Origin of the sequence: Nocardioides immobilis, from assembly GCF_003515065.1 — a bacterium.
In the GTDB taxonomy this organism is placed as follows: domain Bacteria; phylum Actinomycetota; class Actinomycetes; order Propionibacteriales; family Nocardioidaceae; genus Nocardioides; species Nocardioides immobilis.
The window spans coordinates 104,890-130,991 of record NZ_QXGH01000010.1; the positions used below are offsets into that span (position 1 = coordinate 104,890).

Here is a 26,102-nt window from a genome sequence, read left to right on the forward strand (position 1 = left end):
GTAGCCGCCGCCGGGCGGCGGCGGCGTCGGCCCGCCGGGAGGGGGACTCGGAGGTCCAGGGGGCTGTGGTGGCATCGACATACGGATGTGCTCCTTTGTAAGGGGGACGGCGGCGTGCCGGGCCGCGTCCGGCATGTGCAGCCAACCCTAGGATGACCGACGGGCGGTCGATTCGGTGCCAACCCCGCCAATTGGGGCGTCCGGCGCGTTGGCGCCGGGGGTTCGCCCGTGGTTGCCGCGTCGTTCAGCTCCGCGACTCCGACGCCGCCTACCGTCCGCCTGTGCTCCAGCAACGGCCACCGCGGACGACGGGCCAGGTGACGCGCGGTGTCGCCGGCAGCTTCCTGGTGCTGATCGGCGGCCTCGGCGTCTCCACGCTGCCCCCGTCGTCCCCACTGCTGCAGTCCGGGATGCTCGACGCGATCCGCGGCGCCCAGGCCGGCCGGATGTCGGCGCTGTTCCTGGTGCTGGCGGGGCTCGGCCTGCTGGCGAGCGCCTGGCTGGCGCTGTGCCGGCACGTCGCACAGGCCGTGGGGGAGGACCGGCGGGACGCGCTCGACCTCGTCCGGTTCGCCGCGATGGTGTGGTCGGCGCCGCTGGTGCTCGCGCCGCCGCTGTTCTCTCGCGACGGCTGGTCCTACGCCGCGCAGGGCATGCTCGCGCGGGTCGGGCTGTCGCCGTACGAGCACGGCCCGTCGTCCCTGCTCGGCCGGCACACGTCCACCCTGTTCGACCAGTACCAGCTCCAGAGCGGCGAGCCGATCGTGCAGGCGGTGGACCCGATGTGGGCCGACACCCCGACGCCGTACGGCCCGCTCCACGTCTGGCTCGGTGAGGTCGGCGCCGGCCTCACCGGCAACCCGTGGGTGCTCGTGGTCGGGCACCGGGTGATCGCGCTGGCCGGACTGGTGCTGCTGGCCTGGGCGGTGCCGCGCCTCGCGCAGTGGACCGGCGTCAACCCGGCCCTCGCCTCCGCGCTGGTGCTGCTCTCGCCGCTGATGATGGCCAACGGCGTCGGCGGCCTCCACAACGACCTGCTGATGGTCGGGCTGATGGCGGCGGCGCTCGTGGTCGGCGTCGAGCGCCATTGGGCATGGGGTACGGCGATCGGCGCGCTCGCGGCCGCCGTGAAGGTGCCGGGCGGGTTGGTGTGCATCGGCATCGCGCTCGCAACGGTGCCGGCCGGCGCCGCGCTCGCCGTACGGCTCAAGCGGCTCGCCGCCGTCGCCGCGACCGCGGTCGCGGTGCTCCTCGGCCTCGGCGTCGTCACCGGTCTCGGCCACGGCTGGATCGGGGCGCTCACCGTCCCCGGCACGATCACCACCCCGCTCTCGATCACGTCGCTGGCCGGCGGCGTCCTCGACTGGGTCGCGCTGCAGCTGGGCCTCGGGCTGCCCCAGGCGACGTTCCGCGACTTCGTCCGCGGCCTCGGGCTGGTGGGGATCGTCGGAGTGGCCGCCGGCGTCGCGCTGCGGTGGCGCACGGGGGACAGGGCCGCCGCCGTCGGGGCCGTCGCCACCGTGACCGCCGCGTTCGTCGTCCTCTGCCCGGTGGTGCACCTCTGGTACTTCCTGGTGCTCCCGCCCTTCTTCGCAACGCTGCAGCTCGGCCGGACCGCGCTGAGCGCCCTGATCGCGGTCTCGGTGATCCTCGGGATGGTCGCGCCGCTCGACTCCTCCCTCCACGGGGCCTACTACGCGATCGTCCTCGGCTGCATGACGCTCGGCGTCCTGCTGCCGGTGATCCTGCTGACCCGGGGTGCGCGGGAGCAGATCGACCGGATCGCTTCGTCACGCTGGCCGGTGCTGCAGTAGTTCCCTTGCTTGCCGAGCTCGCGGTTGTAGCGTTGCTGAACCGTGAGCACCCACCGCATCGCCCTCGCGCTCGTCCTCCCGCTCCTCCTCGTGGCCGGCTGCGCCGACGAGGAGCCGACGGCCGACGACCCGGCCGAGTCGGGCTCGTCCGCTGCGGAGATCGACTACCCGGAGGAGGGAGTCGACCTCGTCGACCCGCCCGAGCTGAAGGGCGTCTACCAGCAGGCGCTGCAGACCTACGTGGACTTCGAGCGCGGCCGGCGGCTCGCCGCACGCGAGGGCAAGGTCGGGCGGTTGCTCTCGTTCAACGCGATCGCGCGGGTGTCCGACCCGTTCCGCGAGGCGCTGGCGGCCTACGGCGGCACCACCACTTATGACGGCGACGTCGTGATCGAGTTCCTCGACGCCAAGACGCGCGACAGCGTGCTCGTGCTCGACATCTGCGTCGACGCGACGGCGCTCACGGTTCCCGACGGAGCGCCGACCCAGCTCGGAGAGGCGACGCGGGCGCCGCAGCGGATCGAGGTCACCAACATCGTCGGGCCGTGGCGGGTCACCAAGGCCGAGTCCGTCGACGGCACCTGCTGAGGCGCGCTCGGGCCTGACTCAGGCAGGACTCACGCGGTCGCCGACAGCTCGGCCCCGTCGCCCGCATGGATCGCGAGCATCCGCGCGACCGTCGCCGACCACGGGTACTGCTCGGCCCGCAGCCGGGCGCCGTCCCGCCGCTCGGCACGGGGCCGGGCCGCGACAGCGAGCACGGCGTCCGCGAGTGCTGCCGGCTCGGGAGCGGCCCAGGCGCCGGACCGGCTGTCAACCAGCTCCCGGGCGCCACCGCGGTCCGCCGTGACCACCGGCGTCCCGCTCGCCAGCGACTCGAGCACGGCGAGCCCGAACGTCTCGGTGGGGCACACCGACAGCGCGACGTCCGCCGCGGAGACCCGGCGGCAGAGCTCCTCGCGGCCGTCCACGAACCCGTGGAAGACCACAGGGGCGCGCCCGGCGAGCGCCTGCAGCTCGTCGAGGTGCGGGCCTTCGCCGTACACGTCCATCCGCAGGGGTACGCCGCGCCGGTGCAGCTCTGCGGCCGTGGCGACGGCCAGGTGCGGGGACTTCTCACGGGACAGCCGGCCCACGTGCGTGAGCCGCAGGACCCCGTCGTCCGGCGCCGGCGCGGCGTGCGGCTGGAACGTCGCGAGGTCGACCCCGAGCGGCACCCGCTCGATGGGGCAGCCGGCGGCGTCCGCCGCCCGCTGGAACTCGTGCTGGGCGTAGCGCGAGGTCACGACGAGCGTGTCGAAGCTGCGGACCACCAGCCGGTTGACCACGCCGATCGAGACCTTCGACGTCGTCGGCTTGCCGCTCCGCTTCGCGAACATGTCGGTCAGCTGCTCGTGGGAGAGGCAGATCGACCGGACCCCCGCCCGCCGCGCCCACCAGGCGACCGGGAGCAGGGTCAGCTTGTCGTTCCACTCGATCGAGGTCGGCGCGAAGCGCTCGAGGATGTCGACGATCCGCCACGGCTCGACGATCAGCCGGTAGCCGCTGCCGACGTGCGGTGCCCGCACCTGGACGACGGTGCCGTGCTCGGTCTCGGTCACCGCGTCGGCGGGCCCGGGGATGACGAGCAGCCGGTCGACGCCGGCGTCGACGTACCCGCGGCCGAGCTCGGCCAGCGCGGTCTTCATCCCGCCCGACGCTGCCCCGACGAAGTTGGCTAGTTGGGCGATACGCACGCCCGGCACCTTCCCGCCCCCCGGTGAACGGCCGGCGACCTCCCGGTTGAGGTCGCATGGCGGGATAGTCCCTGACATTTCTGTCGCGAAATCGGCTTCGGAACGACAGAAACGTCAGGGACTATCCCGCTGGCGGGCCCTGAGCGTGTTGACGGTGGCGGGAGGATGGCGGGGTGAGCAACGAGGAGGCGCGACCCGACGAGCTGGTGTGCACCGGTGCCGACGCGGCAGGTGTGGAGATCATGACGCCGAGGGAGGTGCCGTTGGGGGGCCCGCGCGCGATGACCGTACGACGAACGCTGCCGCAACGGGAGCGGAGCCTGATCGGCGCCTGGTGCTTCCTGGACCACTACGGGCCGGACCCCGTGGCCGAGTCCGGGGGCATGTCGGTGGCCCCGCACCCGCACACCGGCCTGCAGACCGTGAGCTGGCTCTTCGAGGGCGAGATCGAGCACCGCGACAGCGCCGGCAACCACGCGATGGTGCGCCCGGGCGAGGTCAACCTGATGACCGCCGGGCGCGGCATCAGCCACTCGGAGGTGTCGACCGACGTGACGACCACGCTGCACGGCGCCCAGCTGTGGGTCGCGCTGCCCGACGCGAGCCGGGACGCCGACCCCGGCTTCGAGCACTACGCGCCGGCCGAGCTCGTCGGCGACGGCTGGCGGGGGCGGGTGTTCCTCGGCACGCTGCTCGGCGACACGTCCCCGGTGGCGACGTACTCACCGCTGCTCGGCGCCGAGCTGGTCCTCGACCCCGGCGTGATCCTGCCGCTGGAGACCGACCCCTCCTTCGAGCACGGGGTGCTGGTCGACCGCGGCTCGGTCACCGTCGACGGACTGACAGCCAAGCCGGCCGACCTGGCCTACGTGCCGCCCGGCGACGGGACGATCGCGCTGATCGCGGGCGACGAGGGGGCACGGGTGCTCGTGCTCGGCGGGACGCCGTTCGGCGAGGCGATCGTGATGTGGTGGAACTTCGTGGGCCGCTCCCATGACGAGGTCGCCGGCTTCCGCGAGGAGTGGCAGGCGCAGATCACCAGCGACGGCGCGGTCATCGAGGACTCCTCCGAGGTCGCCGACGGCCGCTTCGGCGTCGTCACGGGCGACCACCTGAGGCCGATCCCCGCACCCGCCCTCCCCAACGCCCGCCTCAAGGAGCGCCGCTGAGGCGCGCCCCCACGACAAGGGAGCTCTCATGAGCGTCGAGCTGAACCACACGATCGTCCACGCGTCCGACCGTGACGCCACCTCCGCCTTCCTGACCGACATCCTCGGCCTTCCCGAGGCGCAGGAGTACGGCCCGTTCCGGGTCGTCGAGCTGGCCAACGGCGTCAGCCTCGACGTCGTCCAGGACGCCGGGAACGTCCACCCCCAGCACTACGCGTTCCTGGTGGCCGAGGAGGAGTTCGACGCGATCCTCGCCCGGATCGAGGCCCGGGGCATCACCTACTGGGCCGACCCGTTCCATCGCCAGGAGGGCCGGATCAACCACAACGACGGCGGCCGCGGCATCTACTGGGAGGACCCCGACGGTCACAACCTGGAGATCATCACCGTGCCGTACGGCGGCGGCTGACCGCCTGTCCGTGCCGCCCGGCATGATGAGCGCCCATGGAGGCGGTCATCGGCGAGGACGGCGTCCCGCGCTGCGGGTGGGCCGGCGGCCCGGGACCGATGCGCGACTACCACGACGACGAGTGGGGCCGACCGGTCACGGGGGAGTCGGCGTACTTCGAGCGGATGACGCTGGAGGCGTTCCAGTCCGGGCTCTCGTGGGCCACGATCCTCGCCAAGCGCGACGCCTTCCGTGAGGTGTTCGCCGGCTTCGAGGCCGACGTCGTCGCGGCGTACGACGACGCCGATGTCGAGCGGTTGATGAACGAGCCGCGGATCGTCCGCAACCGCAGCAAGATCCTTGCCACCATCCAGAACGCCCGCGCCACCCTCGCTCAGCGGGAGCACGACGGCCTCGAGGAGCTCATCCTCGGCTTCGCCCCGTCGGCGCCGTCCGCCGCGGACGCGACCATCTCCCCGGAGTCGGTGGCGCTGGCGAAGGAGCTCAAGCGGCGCGGCTTCGCCTTCGTCGGACCGACCACCGCGTTCGCGCTGATGCAGGCCCTCGGCCTCTTCGACCCCCACGTCCCCGGCTGCTTCCGGCAGGCCGCCCCGTGAGCGAAGCGCGCGGCCGGAGCTTGGCCTGCACCCGACGACGGTCGGCCAACCGAAGGCTCGCGCCTGAGCGAGCGAAACCGGTGGGCACGTGATCCTGGGGCTGACCTGGCTGATCGGCTTCCAGATCCTCGGCGAGGTCATCGTCGGCGTGCTCGACCTCCCGGTGCCCGGGCCCGTCGTGGGCATGCTGCTCCTCTTCGTGTTCCTCCGGCTGCGGCGGCCGCCGGGATCCTCGTCCATCCTCCGGGCGGGGTCGGGGCTGCTGCGCCACCTCCAGCTCTTCTTCGTGCCGGCCGGCGTCGGCGTGGTCGCCTACCTCGGCGTGCTGGGCGACGACTGGCTGCCGATCTCGGTCGCGATGCTCGGCTCCTGGCTGCTCGGCCTCGTCGTGGTCGGATGGACCGCGGTCGGGCTGGAGCGCCTGCTCGGCCAGCCCCGCGACGACCAGCCGCGGGCGGCGTCATGACCGGCATCGACGCGGCCACCGACACCCTCCTCGAGGTCGCCCGGTCCCCGCTGGGACTGCTCGGCGTCACCCTCGGCGGCTACCAGGCCGGCCGGTGGCTGCAACGCCGCACCAACGACCACAGCCTCGCCCAGCCGGTGCTGGTGGCGATCGTGGTCGCCGGGGTCGCGATCACGCTGCTCGACGTCGACTACCCGGACTACCGGGCCGCGACCGAGCTCGTCGCGTTCTGGCTCGGTCCGGCGACGGTCGCGCTCGCGATCCCCCTGCACGCACAGGCCGACCGGTTGCGGGGGTTCGTCGTACCCCTGCTGGTCGCGATCGTCCTCGGGGCCGTCACGTCGATCACCAGCGCGGTCCTCCTCGCGCGCTGGCTCGGCGCCGACCGGGCGCTGGAGGAGACGCTGGCGACCAAGGCTGCGACCACCCCGGTGGCCATCGGGCTGACCGAGTCGCTCGGCGGGATCCCGCCCCTGGCCGCGGTCTTCGCCCTCGCGATCGGCATCGTCGGCGCCGTGGCCGGCCCGGCGCTGCTGCACGTCCTGCGCGTCCACGACCGCCGTGCCCGCGGCCTCGCGCTCGGCGCGGTCTCGCACGGCGTCGGCGCCTCCCGGATGCTGCGGGAGAACGAGACGGAGGGCGCCTTCGCGGGCTTGTCGATGGGGCTGTCGGCGCTCGCGATCAGCGTGGTGCTCCCGATCCTCGCCCTCTGGCTCTTCTGACGGCGCTACCGTGCCTGCATGACGCGCGTGCACGCCTTCACCGACGACGCTCTCGACGACCTCGATGCGGTCGGCATCGTCGAGCACCTGCAGGCCGGCAAGATCTCGGTCACCGAGGTCGTCGAGGCCGCCATCGCCCGCACGGAGCGCGTGGCGGACCAGCTGGGCGCGGTCGCGTACCGCGACTACGACCGGGCCCGCCGTGAGGCGCGCGACCCCCGCGGCGGCTACTTCGCGGGCGTGCCGACGATGATCAAGGACAACGTCCACGTCGCCGGCATGCCGACGATGGAGGGCACCGACGCGTGGACGCCGTACCCGGCGAAGAAGGACGGCGACTTCGCGCGGATGTATCTCGCGACCGGGCTGATCCCGCTCGGGAAGACCCGGCTGTCGGAGTACGGCTTCAGCGCCAGCTGCGAGCACCCGCGGCTGGGGCCGGTCCGCACCCCGTGGAACACCGACCACACCGCCGGTGCGTCGAGCGCGGGATCGGCGGCCCTGGTCGCCGCGGGTGCCGTGCCGATCGCGCACGCCAACGACGGAGGCGGGTCGATCCGGATCCCGGCGTCGGTCAACGGCCTGGTCGGGCTCAAGCCGACCCGCGGCCGGCTGGCCCAGGACGCCCAGATGCGGCAGATGCCGGTCCGGATCGTGGCCGACGGCGTGGTCACCCGCAGCGTGCGCGACACCGCCGCGTTCTACCGCGAGGCCGAGCGGGTCTACCGGCCACTGCAGATGCCGCCGATCGGCGACCTCACGCGTCCCGGGCGCAAGCGCCTCCGGGTCGCGCTGAACACGACCGGGCTGGCGCGCGGCGCCGACGCCGAGGTCACCGCCCTGACCGAGCAGACCGCGCGCCTGCTCGAGGACCTGGGCCACACCGTGATCGAGGCCGACGCCCCGGTGGCGCCGTCGTTCTCCGACGACTTCCTGCTCTACTGGGGATCCCTCGCCCTCGCCATGCTCAGCGGCGGCCGCCGGCTCCACGGCAAGACCTGGATCCGCGCGAACCACGACGCGCTCACCATCGGCCTCGCCCGCCACGCGCGCCGCAACCTCCACCGGCTGCCGACCGCGATCCTGCGGCTCCGGCGCGGCGCTCGCGAGGCCGCGCTCTTCTTCGACAAGTACGACGTCAGCCTGACCCCGACGCTGGCGACTCCGACGCCCAAGCTCGGACACCTCGATCCCACCCAGGACTACGACGCGTTGGTCGACCGGCTGCTCGACTGGGTGGCCTTCACGCCGCTGCAGAACGTGACCGGTACGCCGGCCATCTCGCTGCCGCTCGCGACCACCGCGACCGGCCTCCCGCAGGGGATGATGCTCGGCTCCGGATTCGGCCACGAGGCGGTGCTGCTGGAGCTCGGGTACGAGCTCGAACAGGCCCGGCCGTGGGCCAGGATCACCGGCTGAACCACCCCTCCCAGCGCACTGCTGACCTCGATTTCGTCGAACAGCCAGCAGCCCGGTATTGTTCTGCGGCGTTGCCCCTTTAGCTCAGTCGGCAGAGCGTCTCCATGGTAAGGAGAAGGTCTACGGTTCGATTCCGTAAAGGGGCTCTCAGGCGGGGTAGCTCAGGTGGTTAGAGCACACGGCTCATAATCGTGGTGTCGCGGGTTCGAGTCCCGCCCCCGCTACGCCAGACGACACAGCAAGCAGCACCCAAGCAGACAATCAGCAGCAAGGACTTCCCGTGGCCAGCAAGAGCTCCGACGTTCGCCCCAAGATCACGCTCGCGTGCGTGGACTGCAAGGAGCGCAACTACATCACGAAGAAGAACCGGCGCAACGACCCCGACCGCCTCGAGCTGTCGAAGTTCTGCCCGCGTTGCCGCAAGCACACCGAGCACCGCGAGACCCGCTGACCCAGCGGTCCTGTCTGCTCGTTCGAGACCAGACCGACCCGGCTCCCCCAGGGACGCCGGGTCGTGGTCGTTTTCGGGACGCGACGGCACCACCCCTAGGCTGGCGGCATGCCGATCGACGCGTCCCTTGTCGGGCGGGAGTTCCCGCCGACACCGCCCCTCCTGGTGACCGAGGCGGAGGTGGCGACGTTCGCCGCCGCGACCGGGTCGGGTAGCCAACGGATCCCGGCGACGTTCCCGATCGTCGTCACCTTCCGCGCGCTCCTCGAGTTCCTCGAGTCCGAGCAGGTCGAGCTGGCGCGGATCGTGCACGGCGAGCAGAAGTTCGCCTACGAGCGGCCGGTGGTCATCGGCGACGAGCTGACCGCCCAGCTGTCGGTCACCGGGCTGCGGCAGATCGACGGCACCGACATCCTGCGCACCTCCAGCACGATCACCGACGCCGCCGGCGAGCTGGTCTGCACCGCCGGCGCCACCATCGTCCACCGGGCCGACGCATGAGCTCGCTCGAGGCCGGCGCCGCGCTCGAGCCCCAGGAGTTCGTCGTACGACGAAGCGACCTGGTCGCCTACGCCGAGGCGTCCGGGGACCACAACCCGATCCATCAGGACGAGGCGGTCGCGCTTGCGGTGGGGCTGCCGGGGGTGATCGCGCACGGGATGTACACGCTGGCGCTGGCCGCCCACGCCGTCGCGGTGTGGACCGACGACGCCGAGGTCGTCGAGCTCGGCTCCAAGTTCACCGCGCCCGTGGTCGTGCCGGCCGACGGCGGGGCGACCGTCGTCATCAGCGGGGTCGTCAAGCGCGTCGCCGACGGCACCGCCACCCTCGCGCTCGAGGTCACCTGCGAGGGGGAGAAGGTGCTCGGCGCGCCCAAGGCAGTCGTTCGTGTCGGTTAGGCCGGCGGAGCGGCTGGCCGACCACACCACCCTGCGCCTCGGCGGTCCCGCCCGCTCCTGGGTGCGCGTCACGACGGAGCAGGAGCTGGTCGCGGCCGTCTCCGCCGCCGACGCCGCCGGAGAGCCGGTGCTCGTCCTCGGTGGCGGCAGCAACCTGGTCGTGGCGGACGAGGGCTTCGAGGGCACCGTCGTCGAGGTCGCGACCCGCGGCATGACTGCCGACGTCGGCGACGCCGACGACCCCACCTGTGGCGGAGCCGTCGTCACGGTCGCGGCGGGGGAGAACTGGGACGACCTGGTCGCCCGGGCCGTCGAGCGCGGCTGGGTCGGCATCGAGGCACTCTCCGGCATCCCCGGCTCCGTCGGCGCTACCCCGATCCAGAACGTCGGCGCCTACGGCCAGGAGGTCGCGCTGACCATCGCGTCGGTCCGGGTGTGGGACCGCAAGCTCAACGGGATCCGCACGTTCGCGGCCGCCGACTGCGGCTTCGGCTACCGCACCTCACGCTTCAAGATCGACCGGTACCCCGACGATGCAGCCTTCGGCGGCCGCCACCTCGTCCTGTCGGTGACCTTCCAGCTCCGCCAGGGCAGCCTCGGCGCACCGGTCGCGTACGCCGAGCTCGCCCGCACCCTCGGGGTCGAGCTGGGACAGCGGGCGCCGCTCGCCGACGTCCGTACGGCGGTGCTCGGCCTGCGCCGCGGCAAGGGCATGGTGCTCGACCCGGCGGACCACGACACGTGGAGCGCCGGCTCGTTCTTCACCAACCCCGTGGTGCCGGTCGCGGACCTGCCGGAGGGCGCGCCGTCGTGGCCGACCGCCGAGGACGGGCTGGTCAAGACCAGCGCCGCGTGGCTGATCGAGCACGCCGGGTTCGGGAAGGGGCACGGGCTGGACCTCGGCGAGGGCCGGGTCGCCCTGTCGACCAAGCACACCCTGGCGCTCACCAACCGGGGCGGAGCCACCGCGGCCGAGCTGGTCGCGCTGGCGCGGGAGGTCCGCGACGGCGTCGCGTCGTCGTACGGGATCACGCTGGTCAACGAGCCCGTCCTCGTGAACTGCTCGCTCTGAGCGGGAGGGCTACTGCTCGGCGCCGGCGAAGATCCAGATCAGAAGGCCGAAGAAGGCCAGCACGAGGAGGAGCGCCAGCAGGGCGAGCAGCATCCCGATCAGGCCCATGATCCAGCCCGCGATCGCCTGCCCGCGGTTGTTGTAGACGTCGGGCCGGTCGCGGACGGCCCTGCTCGACCACAGTCCCAGACCGAAGGCCACCGGCGAGCAGACCATCCCGGGCGCCGTGAGACCGCCCGTCGGCAGGGAGAGGATCGCAGAGACCAGCCCGATGATGCCGAGGATCATCGACCACAACGCGCCCTGGTGGGTCTGCCTGCCGGTGACCGCCTGGTACGCCATGGGCACGCCGTACGCGTAGGGCGCCGGCGGCGGGGGCGGGGCGCCGCCCCACGGCGGGGCGGCCGGCTCGTCGGGCGCGCTCGGCGGGGTCGGTCCGGGCTGGTCGGTCACGATGAGGTGTCTACCCCTCCGCCGGACGTTGCGAACCCTCGGCGCCGGCGATGCTCATCAGGCGGATCAGGCTGTCGACGTACTGCCGGGTGCCCTCCTGGTCCAGCGCCACGGTCGGCGTGGTGATCAGGGAGATCACGATCCGGTAGGCCCACTCGGCCGCGGCTCGCGGCTCCAGCCCGGTCGAGGCCGACCGGGTGAGCGCGCGGCCCAGCTGCTCCTCGAAGAGCGCGACCACGCGTTCGACCAGCGCGCCCGACTCGGTGGTCAGCGCCGGGAGGATCAGCTCCGGGTGCTCGCGGAGCGCCTTCTGCAGCAGCGCGTGCTCACGCGCGTAGTCGACGACGAAGGCGATCGCGCTGACCAGGTGCGCCTCGAGGTCGTCGCTCCGGCTCAGGATCGGCATCGCCGAGCCGAAGAAGCGGTCGAGCTCGCGGTCGAGGACCGCGTCCAGGATCGCCGCCTGGTCGCCGACGTACTTGTAGACGGTCGGCCGCGAGATGCCGGCCCGTTCGGCGATCATCGCGTGCAGCCGCGCGCCCAGCCCCTCGGCGATCAGGCACTCGGTCGCGGCGTCGAGGATCCGCTCCCGGATCCGTGCGGCCGCGTCGGGGTCGGCCGGTCCCGGTCGGAGGGGAGCGACGGCAGACATGGCGGCATCGTACGACTCCTTGACCGGTCGTTGACGAAATGCGATGGTACGTAAACAACTTCGCTGCACCGCTTCCGAGAGGAACTGCGATGACGACCGCGCCCGAGCGCACCGCCCCTACCGCCCGCCCGTCGATGGCCCAGGTGGCAGGCCGGCTCATCAACGGGTCGGTCCGCCGGTCCTACGAGCCCGACGTCGCGATCGACTGGGACGCGCCCCTCGTCGAGGGGAAGTACTTCCTGCCGAAGGAGGTCATCTCCCTCTACGGCACTCCCTACTGGGAGGAGCTCACCGAGGAGCAGCGGATCGCGCTCTCCCGCGAGGAGCTCGCCAACGTGCTCTCGGTCGGCCTGTGGTTCGAGAACATCCTCAACCGCGGCCTGCTGCTGCAGCTGCTCCGCGAGGACCCGGCCGGCCCCTTCGCCCACTACGTCCTCACCGAGATGGGCGACGAGTGCCGCCACATGACGATGTTCGGCAAGGTGATCGACCGGGTCGGCGCGCGTCCCTACCGGATGGGGCGGCGCGACCGCTTCCTCGCGGCCGCGCTGCCGCACTTCCTGCGAGGGTCGCTGCTGTGGGTCGGCGCCCTGATCGGCGAGGAGATCTTCGACGCCCAGCAGCGCCGGATCATGGCGGACCCCGACCTGCAGCCGGTCGTCGCCCAGCTGATGCGGATCCACGTCATCGAGGAGGCGCGGCACATCAAGTTCGCCCGCGAGGGCGTCGTCCACCGGATGCAGTCCGCGTCCCGGCTGGAGCGTGTCCTCGTGGGCAACCTCGCCGGGCTCGGCGGTCCCGTGCTCAAGCGGGCGCTGACCAACCCCGGCATCTACCACCGCGCCGGGCTCGACGTCGACCGCGCGGTCCGCGAGGTCCGCGCCAACACCCACCACGACGAGATGGCCGTCATCGGCTTCGCACCGCTCGCGGCGTTCCTCGAGGACAACGGGCTGATGGGCCGCGTCGGCCGGCGGCTGTGGCGGCGCAACGGGTTCCTCCCGTGAGCCGGTCCCTGCGTCGCCGCCCCCGCCGCCGTGGGGGACCGCGCTCGATGGCCTGGCTGCCGCCCGAGGAGGAGACCGGGTACGACGGCGGCGCGGTGCTTCTCGTCGGTGACCAGGCCCTCGAGGTGACCGTCCACCTCGGCGGGCACCTCGAGCCGCTCGACGGCCGGTTCCACTGGTACGGCCGGATCGATCGCTCGACCGCGGTCACGGCGGCGAAGGACGCGGGGGCGGCCAGTGCCGCGCTGGTCATCGGCGACGGTGCTCCCGCCACCGTCCGGCTCGCCGAGATCGACCCGTGGGGTCACGTCCAGGTCAGCGGCACCGGCCCTCCGCCGTACCCGCTCGACGCGGTGGAGGTCGAGCTCCCGGCCTAGGTCTCCGGATCCTCGTCGAGCCAGGCGTCGATGTCGGCCTCGGCCCGCTTCCGGACGTCGTCGGGAGCGCGGCTGGCGCGGAAGGACATCCGCGCGAGCTCGGCCAGGGTCTCGTCGGACAGGTGGTGCGCCGCGCGCATCGTGGCGTACTGGCCGGCCAGCCGGGAGCCGAAGAGCAGCGGGTCGTCGGCCCCGAGCGCGACGGTGGCGCCGGCCGCGAGCAGCGCGGGCAGCGGCACCGACGTGGGGTCGGAGTAGACGCCGAGCGCGACGTTCGACACCGGGCACACCTCGAGCGCGACCCCGGCGTCGACGATCCGGGCGAGCAGGTCGGGGTCCTCGGCCGCGCGGACGCCGTGGCCGAGCCGGTCGGCGTGGAGCGCGTCGAGGCAGGTGCGGATGTGCTCGGGTCCGCGGAGCTCGCCACCGTGGGGCGCCAGCAGCAGCCCGGCCCGCTCGGCGATCCGGAACGCCGGACCGAAGTCGGCGGTGCTGCCGCGCCGCTCGTCGTTGGACAGCCCGAAGCCGACCACGCCCCGGTCGGCGTACTGGCTCGCGAGCCGGGCCAGCGTCCGGGCGTCGAGCGGGTGGCGGGTGCGGTTGGCCGCGACGACCACGGCCATCCCGAGCCCGGTGCGCTCGCTGGCGTCGCGTACGGCGTCGAGCACCAGGTCGGTGAACGCCGTGATCCCGCCGAACCGGCCGCCGTACCCGCTGGGGTCGACCTGGATCTCCAGCCAGCGGCCGCCGTCCTTGACGTCGTCCTCCGCGGCCTCCAGGACCAGCCGCCGTACGTCGTCCTCGGTGCGGAGCACCGACCGCGCGACGTCGTACAGGCGCTGGAAGCGGAACCAGCCCTTCTCGTCGGCCGCGGTCAGCTGCGGCGGCCACTCCGACACGAGGGCGTCGGGCAGGTGGATGGCGTCGCGCTCGGCGAGCTCGAGCAGGGTCCGGTGCCGCATGGAGCCGGTGAAGTGCAGGTGCAGGTGCGCCTTCGGCAGTGAGTGAGGGTCCCGCACAGCGCCATCGTAGGGCGACGTCCGACCGGCGCCCGCAGCCCAGCCCGGACGAAATTCGTTCGAATGTCGCCATTCGCCGATGGAGGTAGACCTCTGGCACTTAACGTTGCGGCCCGCTGCTCCTGCAACCAGCTCCGAGAGGGCCCCCATGTTGAGATCCGGTGCGCGTACGGCTGTGGCCGTCGGGTTCGTCATGATCGCTTCCCTGGTGACCACGGTCGCCTCCAGCGCCGCCGCTGCACCACCGGGAACCCTGCGGCTGGTGGTCAGCTCCCCGGCGGACGCCCTGGCGCTGGTCGAGGTCCATCGGGTCGACACGACCGCGCCCGTGCGGATGGTCACCGTGGAGGCCGATGGCGGGATCGCATCCACCGAGCTGGCGGAAGGCGTCTACCGACTGGTCCCGCGGACGATGCACGCCGACGGCACCCGGTACGTCGGCCGGCCGGACCCGCGCCAGGTGACGATCAGGACCGGCGCCACGTCGTCCGTGGCGGTCGGCTACACCAAGTCCCGGGGCGTGCAGCAGCTGCAGGTGGCGGGCTTGTCGCCGACCGCCGTCGAGCTGGACTGGGAGGCGGAGCTGGGCGATGACACGGTCGTCCGCCGGGTGCTCGGTGACGAGCCGTCGCTCACCCCCGGCCGCGGCACCGACGTGCCGGTCGACGGCACGTCGCTGCTCGACGAGGGCCTGAGCCCGAGCACCACCTACACGTACTCCATCTTCGCCCGACCCGGCGACGGCTCGTACGGTTGGTTGGACGGCGACCCGGTCGTCATGACGATCGGCACTCCGCCGGCATCGCCGGGCAGCGGCGAGCCGCCCTTCGTCCTCAACCCGCGCACCCGCATCCTGGCGGCAGACGACATCGCCGACGTGGTGACCACCGGCGACGGCGTGCAGCTGACCCTGGCGGCCGGGGGCCGTACGCCGACGCCCGGCGACCACCTCAGCCTGCCTCCGTCCGAGGTGCTGCGCGGCGGCTACCTCGGTGAGGTCGTGGGCGTCTCCGAGGACGGACGCACGGTGCAGCTGATCGCCGGCGCGCTGGCTGCGGCGTTCGACCTCTACTCCCTGGAGGTCCCCGACTTCGAGAGCGCTCCGGTGTCAGAGGACGAGGCCGGGGCGTCGGCGCTGGTCCAGGAGGACGCGAAGCTGCACAACCCGACCCAGCAGGAGCGCGCTCGTCGCGGCCGGAAGCCCGCGCAGGGTGCCCAGGGTGCCTCGGGTGCCCAGGGTGCCTCGGCCGACGCCTTCGCGACCGACGCCCTGGTCGCCGCGGACACCGCCACCACGTCCGCGGCAACGAGCAACGTCGAGTGCAACGCCGCGGGGCAGGTCAACGTCGACCCCGACGTCGACCTCGACCACGCCGGACATGCGAGCGTGACGATCAGCAAGTACGAGGTGAAGTGGTTCCCGGACATCCCGAACGGCGTCGGCTTCGACCTGGGCTTCTCGACCACGCTGACCGGCACCGTCGACGTCGAGGTCGAGAACTCGATCGAGTGCGGACTCCCGCTCCCGAACTTCTTCAAGCAGATCACCACCTATCCCGTGCCGATCGCGGTCGAGGCGCGGCCGGAGCTCGCCGTGACCATGTCGTCGGCCGGCGCCATCGAGAACCTCGGGTTCAGCACCACCGCCGGGTTCTCGGCCGACGGCTACATGGGACTGGAAGGGGATGACTTCTTCGACGGCGACCTGATCAACAGCAGCACGCCGACCCAGCCGGTCGGTCGCGGCACCTTCGGCTTCGGTCTCGAGGTCGGCGGGTCGATCGCGTTCGGGCCGGGAATCGGCAGCAACGACGCCGGCGTCATCGTCGGGGTGGGCGGCGAGCTGTTCATCATCGACGCCTCGGTCGACGTGGTGCAGGTCAACGACGGCGAGGAGACCTCCACCTGCATCGAGCTGGCGGCGGCGAGCCGGCTCGGCATCATCGTGACCCTGCGGGCCTGGCTGCCGGGCTACGAGCTCGACTACACCCAGCCCATCGAGTCCCTCACCGGCACCTTCGACTGGGCCGACTCGCCCTGGCACTGGCCGGACGACTGCACCGACAGCGATTCCCCCACCGACGACGTCGTCGGCGACGGGGTGACTCCCATCGACGACGACCTGGTCGGACAGTCCGACCAGTGGGGGAAGGTGGACGGGTTCGTGCCCGGTGAGTCCACCTGGGTCCTGAGCACCGGACGCGTCAACGACGCGGTGGGAGCGCCGTCCTACTTCGCGTCGACGGCGCTCGGCTCGCCGGGAGACGCGGGCCTCTCAGCGCTGGCCGGCTTCCCGACGTACGACGCCGCGGCGTTCCGGGTCACGGTCATCCCCAACGGGGAGACGCTCAAGGTGCGGTACGCGTTCGCGAGCGAGGAGTACCCCGAGTACGTCGGCAGCCGGTTCAACGACGTCATGGCCGTCTTCGTGGACGGGGTGAACTGCGCCCTGGTGCCCGGCACCACGACGCCGGTCGCGATCAACTCGGTCAACCACCTGCGCAACTCCGACCTGTACGTCGACAACAGGACCGGTCACCCCGGCTACGGGACGTCGATGGACGGCCTCACCAAGCCGTTGACCTGCAGCGTGCCCGTCGAACCGGGGGAGCCGGTCACCATCCGGATCGCCGTCGCGGATGCATCGGACGACGTCTTCGACAGCGCGATCGCACTGCTCGACGGAGGCATCTGGTCCGAATGAGAGCGTCCTCGGGCCGCGATCGCTTCGTCGAGTCACCGCCGCCACGGGCGGTCGAGGGGTACGACGAAGCCGTCCGGGCCGGGCTGACGCCCCAGGTGCCGGGGGCGACCCCGCCATCGGTCGACGTGGTGCCGACGGCGCGCACCGCGCTTCGGCAGGCGTTCGTCGTGGTCGGCGCGGCCGCGGTCGCGATCGCGGTCACGATGGTGGTCGGTGGTCGTGGAGGAGGTCTGGGCGGTCCGCAGCTGTTCGCCCTGCTCGCCGTGAGCGTGCTGGGGATCACCGCGGTGGCCGTGGCCGTCCGTCGGTTCGGCCGCGTCCAGCTCGACGAGCTGCAGCACGGATACACGACCACGTCGTACAAGCTCGGCCGGTGGTGGATGCGGGTGGCGCCCGACGGGCCGGTGACGGTCGGCTGGGTGGAGTGGGACTGGTCAGGAACCTGGGTGCTTCGACCGGACGGCGTCGTCGTCTCCGCGCCGAGGCCGGACCGGGACGCACCGGGGCTCTACCCCTCTCCCCGGCGACCCGGGTCCCTGGAGCTGTGGACCGGGCACCAGTGGTCCGGCTACGTCCCACCGCGGCGTTGGACGGCGCGCGGCACGGGTGAGCACCACGAGTACGGCGACGACCCCTGCTGACCGGTCTCCCAGCCGCTTTTGGTCCGCTTGGCACGGGGTGCGTAGACTCCACCCTTGGTGGCTTTCCCCCATGGTGAGTCGCGCCCTCGTGACCCCGGGATGATCGGGTCCGGGAGCGTGAGGAGACCGGGACGGCCGTCGGAGGGCACTAGCTCAACTGGCAGAGCATCGGTCTCCAAAACCGAAGGTTGGGGGTTCAAGTCCCTCGTGCCCTGCAGGACCAGACGAGAACCAGACAGAAGTTGAAGAGGTGAGCAGCGTGTCGGACTCCCCTGCGGCCCAGAAGGGTCGCCAGTCCGACGCCGGCAAGTCCGGCGACCGGCGTACCGGACCGCTGACGTTCTACCGCCAGGTGGTCGCCGAGCTCCGCAAGGTGGTCTACCCGACCCGCGAGCAGCTGGTCACCTACTTCTTCGTCGTCATGGCCTTCGTGTTGGTGATGATCGCGATCGTCTCGCTGCTGGACCTCGGTCTCGGCAAGGCGGTCTTCGCGATCTTCACTGGCGCGGAAGACGTGTGACCGACGCTGACAGCGTCAGCACCGGTCACACCCCAGCGAACAGCAACTGATGGAGCAACACGTGTCGGAGCAGTACGACTCCGCCCCTGAGACGGGCGAGGACGTCACCACCCCCGAGGAGCTCGACGAGAGCCTCACCGAGAACGACGACGTCTCGGTGGAGCCACTCGCCGAGGAGCTCGAGGTCGCCGACGCAGCCGAGGACGAGGTCGTCGAGGACGACGCAGCCGAGGACGAGGTTGCCGAGGAGCTCGACCCGCTCGAGGCCTTCCGCCGCGAGCTGATGATGAAGCCGGGCGACTGGTTCGTCGTGCACACCTACTCCGGCATGGAGAACCGGGTGAAGCACAACCTGGAGAACCGGATCCACTCCCTCAACATGGAGGACTACATCCACGAGATCGTGGTCCCCACCGAGGAAGTCGCCGAGATCAAGAACGGCCAGCGCAAGATGGTCCGGCGCACCGTGCTCCCCGGCTACGTCCTGGTCCGGATGGACCTCACCGACGAGTCGTGGGCCGCGGTGCGGCACACCCCCTCCGTCACCGGGTTCGTCGGTCACAGCCACCAGCCGGTGCCGCTGAGCATGGACGAGGTCGAGAAGATGCTCGCGCCGTCGATCGTCATGCCGGCTCCGGCCGAGGGCGAAGGCGCCGCAGCCGGTGGCACCTCGGGTGGCTCGTCCGCGAAGAAGCCGATCGAGGTCGCCGACTTCGGTGTGGGCGACTCCGTGATGGTGGTGGACGGCCCGTTCGCCACGCTGCACGCGACGATCACCGAGATCAACGCCGAGGCGCAGCGCCTCAAGGCGCTCGTCGAGATCTTCGGCCGGGAGACCCCGGTCGAGCTGAGCTTCAGCCAGGTCCAGAAGGTCTGAGGCCCGAGAAGCACAGCACCCGGTCGCGAGACCGGAGCACGAGGTGGCAGAGGCGTACGACGTACTCCTCGTCATGACCACGAGAAGAAAGAGATAGAGGAATGCCTCCCAAGAAGAAGATCGCCGCGCTGGTCAAGGTGCAGCTGCAGGCCGGCGCGGCCACCCCGGCGCCGCCGGTCGGTACCGCCCTCGGTCCGCACGGCGTCAACATCATGGACTTCTGCAAGGCGTACAACGCCCAGACCGAGTCCATGCGCGGCAACGTCATCCCCGTCGAGATCACGATCTACGAGGACCGTTCGTTCGATTTCATCACCAAGACCCCGCCGGCTGCCGAGCTGATCAAGAAGGCTGCCGGGCTGAAGAAGGGCTCGGGTGTCCCGCACAAGGAGAAGGTCGGCAAGCTGACCAAGGACCAGGTGCGCGAGATCGCCCAGACCAAGATGCCCGACCTCAACGCCAACGACATCGACGCCGCGATGAAGATCGTCGAGGGCACTGCCCGCTCGATGGGCGTCACGACCGACTAGCGAGCGAGCTTGCGAGCTCGCAATTCAACGCAGTTGTGGGAGGGCCGCGCTGGCCCAGTAACCACGAACTTTCAATAGAAAGAGAAAAAGATGCAGCGCAGCAAGACCTACCGCGCGGCTGAGGCCACGTTCGACAAGGACGAGCTCTACAGCCCGCTGGCCGCGATCAAGATCGCCAAGACCGCCAGCAAGAAGAAGTTCGACGAGACCGTCGACGTGGTGATGCGCCTCGGCGTCGACCCGCGCAAGGCGGACCAGATGGTGCGCGGCACCGTCAACCTCCCGCACGGCACCGGCAAGACCTCGCGCGTCCTCGTGTTCGCGAACGGCGACAAGGCCGAGGCCGCCCGTGAGGCCGGCGCCGACATCGTCGGTGGCGACGAGCTCATCGACAAGGTCGCCGGCGGCTGGCTCGACTTCGACGCCGTCGTCGCGACCCCCGACATGATGGGCAAGGTAGGCCGCCTCGGCCGCGTGCTCGGCCCCCGTGGCCTCATGCCGAACCCGAAGACCGGCACCGTCACCCCGGACCCGGCCAAGGCCGTGACCGACATCAAGGGCGGCAAGATCGAGTTCCGCGTCGACCGGCACGCCAACCTGCACTTCATCATTGGCAAGGCGTCCTTCGCCGAGGCCCAGCTCGCGGAGAACTACGCGGCTGCGCTCGAGGAGGTGCTGCGGCTCAAGCCGTCCAGCTCCAAGGGCCGCTACCTCAAGAAGGTCACCGTCTCGACGACCATGGGCCCCGGTGTCCAGGTCGACCCCAACCGCGTGAAGAACGTCGCGGCTGAGGACGAGGGCTCTGCCTGATCCCCAGTACGACGAAGCCCCGGTCACTCGCGCGAGTGGCCGGGGCTTCGTCGTACCGAAGCGTCACACGGGCACCGTCCGCCACATCGCCCAGCCAGAACTGGCACTTCTCGGCCATTGCAACGGCCGACAAGTGCAGGAATCACCGGCGAACCGGTGATTCCTGCAGGACCGCCTCGGATCAGCCAGCAGCGAGTGATTCCACCGCCGCCAGCTCGACGCAGACCGCGACCCCGGCCATCGCCGTCTCGACCTCACCGAGCGAGGGGAAGGTGGGCGCGAGCCGGATGTTGCGGTCGTCGGGGTCGTTGCTGTGCGGGAAGGCGGAGCCGGCGGGGGTGAGGGCGATGCCGGCCTCCTTCGCCAGCTGCACGACGCGCGACGCGGTGCCGTCGAGGACGTTGAGGTCGACGAAGTAGCCGCCGATGGGCTTGCTCCACGTGGCGATCCCGAGCCCGTCGAGGCGGGCGCCGAGCGCGTCCTGGACCGCCGAGAACTTCGGCGCGATCAGGTCGCGGTGCTTCCGCATGTGCGCCCGCACGCCGTCGGCGTCACCGAAGAACTCGACGTGGCGCAGCTGGTTGACCTTGTCGGGGCCGATCGCGGCGTACGACAGCCGCTTGAGGTACCAGGCGGTGTTGTCGGTCGACGCGGCCAGCGCGGCCACGCCGGCGCCGGCGAAGGTGATCTTCGAGGTCGAGGCGAACATGATCGGCCGGTTGGGGTGGCCGGACGCCGAGGCCAGGCCGAGTGCGTCAGCGCTCTTGGTCTCGACGTCGGTGAGGTGGTGGACGGCGTATGCGTTGTCCCACAGGATCCGGAAGTCGGGCGCGGCGGTCGGCATCGCCATCAGCTCGGCGGCCACCTCGGTGGAGGTCACGGCGCCGGTCGGGTTGGCGTACGTCGGCACCAGCCACATGCCCTTGACCTGGGCGTCGTCCGCGACCAGGGCGCGTACGGCGGCCACGTCCGGGCCGTCCTCGTGCATCGGCACGGTCACCATCTCGATGCCGAGCTCGGCCAGCATGGTGAAGTGCCGGTCGTAGCCGGGCACCGGGCAGACGAACTTGACCGTCTCCTCCTGCGACCACGGCCGCGGCGAGTCCGGACCGCCGTGGGAGAGCAGCCAGGTGACGACCTGGTACATCATCGTCAGGCTGGAGTTTCCGCCGGCGATCACGTCGCCGGCGTCGACGCCGAGCAGGTCGGCGAAGATCTCGCGCATCTCGGCCAGGCCCTCGAGCCCGCCGTAGTTGCGCACGTCGGTGCCGGAGCGGTCCTTGTGCGACGTGGGCAGGCCGAGCAGTCCCTCCGAGAGGTCGAGCTGGTCGGCGCCCGGCTTGCCCCGGGTGAGGTCGAGCTTGAGACTCTTCGCCCGGAGGTCCTCGTAGTCGGCGCGCAGCGCGGTGAGGCGTTCGGCGAGCTGGTCGGCGGGCAGCGTGGTCAGCGAGGTCACGGGTCCATCGTGCCAGTGCCCCCACCCCCGCCCGCATCCGGATTACCGCGGATTTGGACGGGTACGGCGCGCCGCCGTACTGTTGCCGTCGAAACCTTAAGACCGCCGGTCGTCCGGGCTGCCTCAGCCCTGACCGAAGGTTCCGCGGAAGCGGATGGCCTGCGCAGGGGATCAGAGCATGACCAGCAGTTGCGCCTGTCGGGTGCAGCCGGTGTCCACGCCCTGAGCGCCTGCGCTCAGGGCGTTCGTCATTCTGGGGGCCTTCAGCCGGGGTCACACCCGGAAGGAGACCCATGGCGCGGGCAGACAAGCAGGCCGCCGTCGCGGACATCACTGAGTCCTTCAGTGACGCCGCCGGTGCTGTGCTGACCGACTATCGCGGTCTCACCGTGAAGCAGCTGCAGGAACTGCGGCGCTCCCTCGGCGAGAACGCCAACTACGCCGTGGTCAAGAACACGCTGGCCAAGATCGCCGCCAAGGAGGCGGGGATCGAGGGCTTCGACGAGCTCCTCACCGGCCCGACCGCGATCGCCTTCATCTCGGGCGACGTCGTCGAGGCGGCGAAGGGTCTGCGTGACTTTGCCAAGGCAAACCCCGCCCTTGTCATCAAGGGTGGAGTTCTGGACGGCAAGGCCCTCGAGCCGGCCGAGATCGCCAAGCTGGCCGATCTCGAGTCCCGCGAGGTCCTGATGGGCAAGCTGGCGGGCGCGATGCTCGCCTCGCTGAGCCAGGCCGTCTACCTCCTCAACGCGCCGCTCGCCCAGGCCGCCCGCCTCGCGGGTGCGCTCCAGGCGAAGGCCGCTGAGGACCCCTCGATCCTCGCAGGTGGTGCCGGCACGCCGGTCGCCGCCGAGGAGGCCGCTCCGGACGAGGCGCCTGTCGCCGAGACCGCCGAGGCACCCACGGACGAGGCACCCGCCGAGGAGGCGGCTCCTGAGGAGCCCGCTGCCGAGGCCGCCTCCGACGAGGGCGACACCACCGAGGCCTGACGGTCCCGGTCAACCACCACCTGATACCGGTTCGGTCGCAACGCGCGGCCGGCCACCAACTGAAAGGTTAGCCATCATGGCGAAGCTCAGCACTGACGAGCTCCTCGACGCGTTCAAGGAGATGACCCTCATCGAGCTCTCCGAGTTCGTGAAGCAGTTCGAGGAGACCTTCGGCGTCACCGCCGCTGCCCCGGTCGCCGTTGCCGCCGCCCCCGCCGCCGGCGGTGCCGCTGCGGGCGGCGAGGAGGCCGCCGCGCAGGACGAGTTCGACGTCGTCCTCGAGGCCGCCGGCGACAAGAAGATCAACGTCATCAAGGAGGTGCGCGCCCTGACCTCCCTCGGCCTGAAGGAGGCCAAGGACCTGGTCGAGGCCGCCCCGAAGCCGGTCCTCGAGAAGGTCACCAAGGACGCTGCGGACAAGGCGAAGGAGGCCCTCGAGGCCGCCGGCGCCACCGTCACCCTCAAGTGACGAGCTGACGTCTCCAGCTAGCACCGTCGAGAGGCGGGTCCCCGGTAACCGGGGACCCGTCTCTTGCGTTTTCCGGGTGCGGGAGCCGACAGCCGGGAGCGTTCTCGGCCGCCACGTCGGCGAGTGATCCCGGTACGGACTCAATCCGTCTCGTAATCGCGACACGCGTGACGTGCAACACCGTTTCCGCGTAACGTGCGCGCAGCGGCTGCGTTGTTCCCACGCAGTCCCCCGCGCAGTGAGAGAGGTCAGCATGGGCGTCGACGTCACCGTCAACAACCTGACAAAGTCATTTGGCAAGCAGCTCATCTGGGCCGACGTCTCGCTGACCCTGCCTGCGGGTGAGATCTCGGTGATGCTCGGCCCCTCCGGCACCGGCAAGTCCGTCTTCCTCAAGGCCCTCATCGGCCTGATCAAGCCCGACAACGGCTCGATCCTGATCGAGGGCACCGACATCGCCTCCTGCTCCGAGAAGGAGCTCTACGAGGTCCGCAAGCTGTTCGGCGTGCTGTTCCAGGACGGCGCGATGTTCGGCTCGATGAACCTCTACGACAACGTCGCCTTCCCGCTGCGCGAGCACACCAAGAAGAGCGAGTCCGAGATCCGCGACATCGTCATGGAGAAGATGGACCTCGTCGGTCTGCTCGGCGCGGAGTTCAAGCTCCCCGGCGAGATCTCGGGCGGTATGCGCAAGCGCGCCGGTCTGGCGCGGGCCCTGGTGCTCGACCCGGAGATCCTCCTCATCGACGAGCCGGACTCCGGCCTCGACCCGGTCCGCACCTCGTTCATCAACCAGCTCTTCATCGACCTGAACGCCCAGATCGACGCCACCTTCCTCATCGTCACCCACGACGTCCACAGCGTCCGGGTCGTGCCCGACCAGATCGGCCTGCTCTACCACAAGCACCTGGCCATGTACGGCCCGCGCGAGATGCTCCTGTCCTCGCCCGAGCCGGTGGTGCGTCAGTTCCTCAACGCGCAGACGGTCGGTCCGATCGGCATGTCGGAGGAGAAGGACGCCGACCAGCTGGCCGCCGAGAAGGACATCCAGCTGCCGGCGCTGCCGCCGATCCCGCTGCAGCTCGAGCCCTCCAACGGAATCCCGCGGCGCAGCCAGCGTCCGCCGGGTGAGTGGTGCCGCCTCAACGGTGTCACCCCGCCCCCCGGTTCATTCACTAAGGAAGCCGAGCACGCCAGCGGCTCCCAGCAGGGATAACAACGACCTCCATGTCATCTACGGCCGCTCGGGTTCTCGCGCCGGTCGGCACCGCGGGCAAGCTTTTCGCCTTCGGGCTCGACGTCGGGCGCGGCCTCTTCCGTCGACCCTTCCAGCTGCGTGAGTTCCTGCAGCAGGCATGGTTCATCGCCTCCGTCACGATCATCCCGACCGCTCTGGTCGCCATCCCCTTCGGCGCGGTCATCGCGCTCCAGGTCGGTGGACTGATCAAGCAGTTCGGCGCGCAGTCGTTCACCGGTTCCGCCTCGGTGCTGGCGGTGATCCAGCAGGCCGGCCCGATCGCGACCGCGCTGCTGATCGCCGGCGCCGGTGGCTCGGCGATCGCCGCGGACCTCGGCGCGCGGAAGATCCGCGAAGAGCTCGACGCGATGATGGTGCTGGGCATCGACCCGATCCAGCGCCTGGTCGCGCCCCGCGTCCTCGCCTGCATGCTCGTCGCGGTCTTCCTCAACGGCATGGTGAGCGTCGTCGGCGTCGCCGGTGGCTACGTCTTCAACGTGATCCTGCAGGACGGCACGCCGGGTGCCTACCTCGCCAGCTTCACGGCACTGGCACAGTTGCCCGACGTGTGGATCGGCATGGTCAAGGCGCTCATCTTCGGCCTCATCGCCGCCATCGTCGCGTCCTACAAGGGCATGAACGCCGCCGGTGGTCCGAAGGGCGTCGGCGATGCGGTCAACGAGTCCGTCGTCATCACCTTCCTGTTGCTGTTCGTCGTCAACTTCGTCCTGAGCACGATCTACCTCCAAGTCGTGCCACCGAAGACAGGTTGACCGGGCCATGGCGAACGTGAAAGCGATCTACGAGCGGCCGCTCAAGGGCCTCGACACCCTCGGGCACGAGCTGTCGTTCTACCTGCGCGTGGTCATGGCCACGCCGCGCACCATCGCGCACTACCCGCGCGAGATCGTGCGACTGCTGGCAGAGGTCACCCTCGGTTCCGGTGCCCTGGCCGTGATCGGCGGCACCATCGGCGTCATCCTCGGCATGACCTTCTTCACCGGTGCCCAGGTCGGGCTGTCCGGCTACGCCGCGCTCAACCAGCTCGGCACGGCCGCGTTCGCCGGCTTCGTGTCCGCCTACTTCAACACCCGCGAGATCGCTCCGCTGGTGGCCGGCATCGCCTTGGCAGCGACGGTCGGCTGTGGCTTCACCGCCCAGCTCGGTGCGATGCGGATCTCCGAGGAGGTCGACGCCCTCGAGGTGATGGCGATCCCCTCGATGCGGTTCCTCGTCGCCACGCGGGTGGTCGCGGGCCTGATCGCGATCGTCCCGCTCTACGTGGTGGGCCTGCTGTCGTCGTACGTCGCCAGCCGGCTGGTCGTCACGGTCTACTACGGCCAGTCATCCGGCACCTATGACCACTACTTCAACCAGTTCCTGCCACCCGGTGACGTCTTGTGGTCGTTCGGCAAGGTGCTGGTGTTCTCCGTGGTGGTCATCCTGATCCACTGCTACCACGGCTACACGGCGTCCGGCGGACCTGCCGGCGTGGGCGTCGCGGTGGGCCGTGCGGTGCGGACCAGCATCGTGGCGATCAACGTGATCGACCTGTTCCTGTCGATGGCGATCTGGGGCACCACTACGACTGTCAGGCTGGCGGGGTGA

General features: G+C 71.0%; 30 protein-coding genes and 3 tRNA genes. 28 read left to right on the forward strand and 5 right to left on the reverse strand.

The features are described 5' to 3' along the window. The first annotated feature begins 281 nt into the window (after positions 1–281). A complete protein-coding gene (gene mptB / locus D0Z08_RS04220) occupies positions 282–1,814 on the forward strand; it encodes a polyprenol phosphomannose-dependent alpha 1,6 mannosyltransferase MptB (RefSeq protein WP_147381312.1) in 1,533 nt (510 codons plus the stop codon). Between the two features lie 42 nt (positions 1,815–1,856). Next, a complete protein-coding gene (locus D0Z08_RS04225) occupies positions 1,857–2,402 on the forward strand; it encodes a hypothetical protein (protein ID WP_118922989.1) in 546 nt (181 codons plus the stop codon). Positions 2,403–2,431: 29 nt separating this feature from the next. On the opposite strand, the gene D0Z08_RS04230 is transcribed toward D0Z08_RS04225, so the two are convergent. Next, complete coding sequence (locus tag D0Z08_RS04230; RefSeq protein ID WP_118922991.1) at positions 2,432–3,550, reverse strand: glycosyltransferase; 1,119 nt, start codon at positions 3,548–3,550, stop codon at positions 2,432–2,434. A 173-nt stretch (positions 3,551–3,723) separates the two neighbouring features. Here D0Z08_RS04230 and D0Z08_RS04235 point away from each other — a divergent pair, with 173 nt between their 5' ends. From D0Z08_RS04235 to D0Z08_RS04290, 12 genes are all read left to right on the forward strand, one after another. After that, a complete protein-coding gene (locus D0Z08_RS04235; protein ID WP_220454032.1) occupies positions 3,724–4,719 on the forward strand; it encodes a pirin family protein in 996 nt (331 codons plus the stop codon). Between the two features lie 28 nt (positions 4,720–4,747). Next, positions 4,748–5,128, forward strand: a complete 381-nt coding sequence (locus tag D0Z08_RS04240) for a VOC family protein (protein ID WP_118922993.1) — start codon at positions 4,748–4,750, stop codon at positions 5,126–5,128. A 35-nt stretch (positions 5,129–5,163) separates the two neighbouring features. Then, positions 5,164–5,724: a DNA-3-methyladenine glycosylase I gene (locus D0Z08_RS04245; protein WP_118922995.1), complete on the forward strand. Its 561-nt coding sequence runs from the start codon at positions 5,164–5,166 to the stop codon at positions 5,722–5,724. A gap of 88 nt (positions 5,725–5,812) precedes the next feature. After that, positions 5,813–6,190, forward strand: a complete 378-nt coding sequence (locus tag D0Z08_RS04250; protein WP_118922997.1) for a CidA/LrgA family protein — start codon at positions 5,813–5,815, stop codon at positions 6,188–6,190. Then, entirely contained in the window at positions 6,187–6,912 is a 726-nt protein-coding gene (locus D0Z08_RS04255; protein ID WP_118922999.1) for an LrgB family protein, read from the forward strand. Before D0Z08_RS04250 ends, D0Z08_RS04255 begins: the two co-directional genes overlap by 4 nt. Before the next feature lie 18 nt (positions 6,913–6,930). Further along, on the forward strand, positions 6,931–8,331 hold the full coding sequence (locus D0Z08_RS04260) for an amidase (RefSeq protein ID WP_118923001.1): 1,401 nt from the start codon (positions 6,931–6,933) through the stop codon (positions 8,329–8,331). A 73-nt stretch (positions 8,332–8,404) separates the two neighbouring features. Beyond that, positions 8,405–8,477, forward strand: a tRNA-Thr gene (locus D0Z08_RS04265). 4 nt (positions 8,478–8,481) lie between these two features. Continuing rightward, a tRNA-Met gene (locus tag D0Z08_RS04270) sits at positions 8,482–8,555 on the forward strand. Positions 8,556–8,611: 56 nt separating this feature from the next. Continuing rightward, a complete protein-coding gene (gene rpmG / locus D0Z08_RS04275; protein WP_118923003.1) occupies positions 8,612–8,782 on the forward strand; it encodes a 50S ribosomal protein L33 in 171 nt (56 codons plus the stop codon). Between the two features lie 108 nt (positions 8,783–8,890). Continuing rightward, entirely contained in the window at positions 8,891–9,283 is a 393-nt protein-coding gene (locus tag D0Z08_RS04280) for an FAS1-like dehydratase domain-containing protein (protein WP_118923005.1), read from the forward strand. Further along, the gene (locus D0Z08_RS04285) at positions 9,280–9,681 is read left to right on the forward strand and encodes a MaoC/PaaZ C-terminal domain-containing protein (protein ID WP_118923007.1); all 402 of its coding nucleotides are present in this window, start codon (positions 9,280–9,282) and stop codon (positions 9,679–9,681) included. Before D0Z08_RS04280 ends, D0Z08_RS04285 begins: the two co-directional genes overlap by 4 nt. Further along, positions 9,671–10,753 carry a UDP-N-acetylmuramate dehydrogenase gene (locus D0Z08_RS04290; protein WP_118923009.1) on the forward strand — a complete coding sequence of 361 codons (1,083 nt, stop codon included), beginning with the start codon at positions 9,671–9,673 and terminating at the stop codon, positions 10,751–10,753. Before D0Z08_RS04285 ends, D0Z08_RS04290 begins: the two co-directional genes overlap by 11 nt. A gap of 9 nt (positions 10,754–10,762) precedes the next feature. Here the strand turns inward: D0Z08_RS04290 and D0Z08_RS04295 are convergent, their stop codons facing one another. After that, positions 10,763–11,206, reverse strand: coding sequence for a hypothetical protein (locus D0Z08_RS04295; RefSeq protein ID WP_118923011.1), 444 nt, complete (start codon positions 11,204–11,206; stop codon positions 10,763–10,765). Positions 11,207–11,216: 10 nt separating this feature from the next. Beyond that, on the reverse strand, positions 11,217–11,858 hold the full coding sequence (locus D0Z08_RS04300; protein WP_118923013.1) for a TetR/AcrR family transcriptional regulator: 642 nt from the start codon (positions 11,856–11,858) through the stop codon (positions 11,217–11,219). A gap of 89 nt (positions 11,859–11,947) precedes the next feature. Between D0Z08_RS04300 and D0Z08_RS04305 the strand changes: the two genes are divergently transcribed. Continuing rightward, positions 11,948–12,865, forward strand: a complete 918-nt coding sequence (locus D0Z08_RS04305) for an AurF N-oxygenase family protein (RefSeq protein ID WP_118923015.1) — start codon at positions 11,948–11,950, stop codon at positions 12,863–12,865. Then, positions 12,862–13,242, forward strand: a complete 381-nt coding sequence (locus D0Z08_RS04310) for a DUF4873 domain-containing protein (RefSeq protein WP_147381313.1) — start codon at positions 12,862–12,864, stop codon at positions 13,240–13,242. Before D0Z08_RS04305 ends, D0Z08_RS04310 begins: the two co-directional genes overlap by 4 nt. Here the strand turns inward: D0Z08_RS04310 and D0Z08_RS04315 are convergent. Further along, a complete protein-coding gene (locus D0Z08_RS04315) occupies positions 13,239–14,261 on the reverse strand; it encodes an adenosine deaminase (protein ID WP_245993626.1) in 1,023 nt (340 codons plus the stop codon). The genes D0Z08_RS04310 and D0Z08_RS04315 overlap by 4 nt on opposite strands. 148 nt (positions 14,262–14,409) lie before the next feature. Here D0Z08_RS04315 and D0Z08_RS04320 point away from each other — a divergent pair, with 148 nt between their 5' ends. The 7 genes from D0Z08_RS04320 (at position 14,410) to rplA (ending at position 20,343) form a co-directional block, all read left to right on the forward strand. After that, positions 14,410–16,965: a choice-of-anchor L domain-containing protein gene (locus tag D0Z08_RS04320; RefSeq protein ID WP_245993628.1), complete on the forward strand. Its 2,556-nt coding sequence runs from the start codon at positions 14,410–14,412 to the stop codon at positions 16,963–16,965. Further along, entirely contained in the window at positions 16,962–17,606 is a 645-nt protein-coding gene (locus tag D0Z08_RS04325; RefSeq protein ID WP_118923023.1) for a hypothetical protein, read from the forward strand. The genes D0Z08_RS04320 and D0Z08_RS04325 overlap by 4 nt, the downstream gene beginning before the upstream one ends. A 142-nt stretch (positions 17,607–17,748) precedes the next feature. Beyond that, positions 17,749–17,821: transfer RNA gene (locus D0Z08_RS04330), tRNA-Trp, on the forward strand. Positions 17,822–17,865: 44 nt separating this feature from the next. Then, positions 17,866–18,126 (forward strand): preprotein translocase subunit SecE, encoded by a 261-nt coding sequence (gene secE, locus D0Z08_RS04335; RefSeq protein ID WP_182481149.1) that lies wholly within the window; start codon positions 17,866–17,868, stop codon positions 18,124–18,126. A gap of 49 nt (positions 18,127–18,175) precedes the next feature. Next, the gene (gene nusG / locus D0Z08_RS04340; RefSeq protein WP_118923027.1) at positions 18,176–19,003 is read left to right on the forward strand and encodes a transcription termination/antitermination protein NusG; all 828 of its coding nucleotides are present in this window, start codon (positions 18,176–18,178) and stop codon (positions 19,001–19,003) included. 101 nt (positions 19,004–19,104) lie between these two features. Continuing rightward, entirely contained in the window at positions 19,105–19,533 is a 429-nt protein-coding gene (gene rplK, locus D0Z08_RS04345) for a 50S ribosomal protein L11 (RefSeq protein WP_118923029.1), read from the forward strand. 90 nt (positions 19,534–19,623) lie between these two features. Continuing rightward, on the forward strand, positions 19,624–20,343 hold the full coding sequence (gene rplA / locus D0Z08_RS04350; protein WP_118923031.1) for a 50S ribosomal protein L1: 720 nt from the start codon (positions 19,624–19,626) through the stop codon (positions 20,341–20,343). Positions 20,344–20,524: 181 nt separating this feature from the next. On the opposite strand, the gene D0Z08_RS04355 is transcribed toward rplA, so the two are convergent. Beyond that, the gene (locus D0Z08_RS04355; RefSeq protein WP_118923033.1) at positions 20,525–21,799 is read right to left on the reverse strand and encodes an aspartate aminotransferase type Ic; all 1,275 of its coding nucleotides are present in this window, start codon (positions 21,797–21,799) and stop codon (positions 20,525–20,527) included. A 293-nt stretch (positions 21,800–22,092) separates the two neighbouring features. On the opposite strand from D0Z08_RS04355, the gene rplJ reads away from it, so the two are divergent. The 5 genes from rplJ (at position 22,093) to D0Z08_RS04380 (ending at position 26,102) form a co-directional block, all read left to right on the forward strand. Beyond that, positions 22,093–22,788, forward strand: coding sequence for a 50S ribosomal protein L10 (rplJ, locus tag D0Z08_RS04360; protein ID WP_118923035.1), 696 nt, complete (start codon positions 22,093–22,095; stop codon positions 22,786–22,788). 76 nt (positions 22,789–22,864) lie between these two features. Continuing rightward, positions 22,865–23,257 carry a 50S ribosomal protein L7/L12 gene (gene rplL / locus D0Z08_RS04365; RefSeq protein WP_118923037.1) on the forward strand — a complete coding sequence of 131 codons (393 nt, stop codon included), beginning with the start codon at positions 22,865–22,867 and terminating at the stop codon, positions 23,255–23,257. A gap of 253 nt (positions 23,258–23,510) precedes the next feature. Further along, positions 23,511–24,473, forward strand: coding sequence for an ABC transporter ATP-binding protein (locus D0Z08_RS04370; protein ID WP_118923039.1), 963 nt, complete (start codon positions 23,511–23,513; stop codon positions 24,471–24,473). A gap of 11 nt (positions 24,474–24,484) precedes the next feature. Next, positions 24,485–25,267, forward strand: a complete 783-nt coding sequence (locus D0Z08_RS04375; RefSeq protein ID WP_118923041.1) for an MlaE family ABC transporter permease — start codon at positions 24,485–24,487, stop codon at positions 25,265–25,267. A gap of 7 nt (positions 25,268–25,274) precedes the next feature. Then, a complete protein-coding gene (locus D0Z08_RS04380; RefSeq protein WP_118923043.1) occupies positions 25,275–26,102 on the forward strand; it encodes an MlaE family ABC transporter permease in 828 nt (275 codons plus the stop codon).

Coding starts and splice junctions, on each gene's coding strand:
- D0Z08_RS04300 (WP_118923013.1), bottom strand. CDS start 11,858: ATGTCTGCCGTCGCTCCCCTCCGACCGGGACCGGCCGACCCCGACGCG.
- D0Z08_RS04255 (WP_118922999.1), top strand. CDS start 6,187: ATGACCGGCATCGACGCGGCCACCGACACCCTCCTCGAGGTCGCCCGG.
- rplJ (WP_118923035.1), top strand. CDS start 22,093: ATGGCGCGGGCAGACAAGCAGGCCGCCGTCGCGGACATCACTGAGTCC.
- D0Z08_RS04280 (WP_118923005.1), top strand. CDS start 8,891: ATGCCGATCGACGCGTCCCTTGTCGGGCGGGAGTTCCCGCCGACACCG.
- D0Z08_RS04285 (WP_118923007.1), top strand. CDS start 9,280: ATGAGCTCGCTCGAGGCCGGCGCCGCGCTCGAGCCCCAGGAGTTCGTC.
- rplL (WP_118923037.1), top strand. CDS start 22,865: ATGGCGAAGCTCAGCACTGACGAGCTCCTCGACGCGTTCAAGGAGATG.
- D0Z08_RS04375 (WP_118923041.1), top strand. CDS start 24,485: ATGTCATCTACGGCCGCTCGGGTTCTCGCGCCGGTCGGCACCGCGGGC.
- rplK (WP_118923029.1), top strand. CDS start 19,105: ATGCCTCCCAAGAAGAAGATCGCCGCGCTGGTCAAGGTGCAGCTGCAG.
- rplA (WP_118923031.1), top strand. CDS start 19,624: ATGCAGCGCAGCAAGACCTACCGCGCGGCTGAGGCCACGTTCGACAAG.
- D0Z08_RS04370 (WP_118923039.1), top strand. CDS start 23,511: ATGGGCGTCGACGTCACCGTCAACAACCTGACAAAGTCATTTGGCAAG.
- D0Z08_RS04320 (WP_245993628.1), top strand. CDS start 14,410: ATGTTGAGATCCGGTGCGCGTACGGCTGTGGCCGTCGGGTTCGTCATG.
- D0Z08_RS04305 (WP_118923015.1), top strand. CDS start 11,948: ATGACGACCGCGCCCGAGCGCACCGCCCCTACCGCCCGCCCGTCGATG.
- D0Z08_RS04240 (WP_118922993.1), top strand. CDS start 4,748: ATGAGCGTCGAGCTGAACCACACGATCGTCCACGCGTCCGACCGTGAC.
- D0Z08_RS04380 (WP_118923043.1), top strand. CDS start 25,275: ATGGCGAACGTGAAAGCGATCTACGAGCGGCCGCTCAAGGGCCTCGAC.
- D0Z08_RS04245 (WP_118922995.1), top strand. CDS start 5,164: ATGGAGGCGGTCATCGGCGAGGACGGCGTCCCGCGCTGCGGGTGGGCC.
- D0Z08_RS04260 (WP_118923001.1), top strand. CDS start 6,931: ATGACGCGCGTGCACGCCTTCACCGACGACGCTCTCGACGACCTCGAT.
- nusG (WP_118923027.1), top strand. CDS start 18,176: ATGGAGCAACACGTGTCGGAGCAGTACGACTCCGCCCCTGAGACGGGC.
- D0Z08_RS04325 (WP_118923023.1), top strand. CDS start 16,962: ATGAGAGCGTCCTCGGGCCGCGATCGCTTCGTCGAGTCACCGCCGCCA.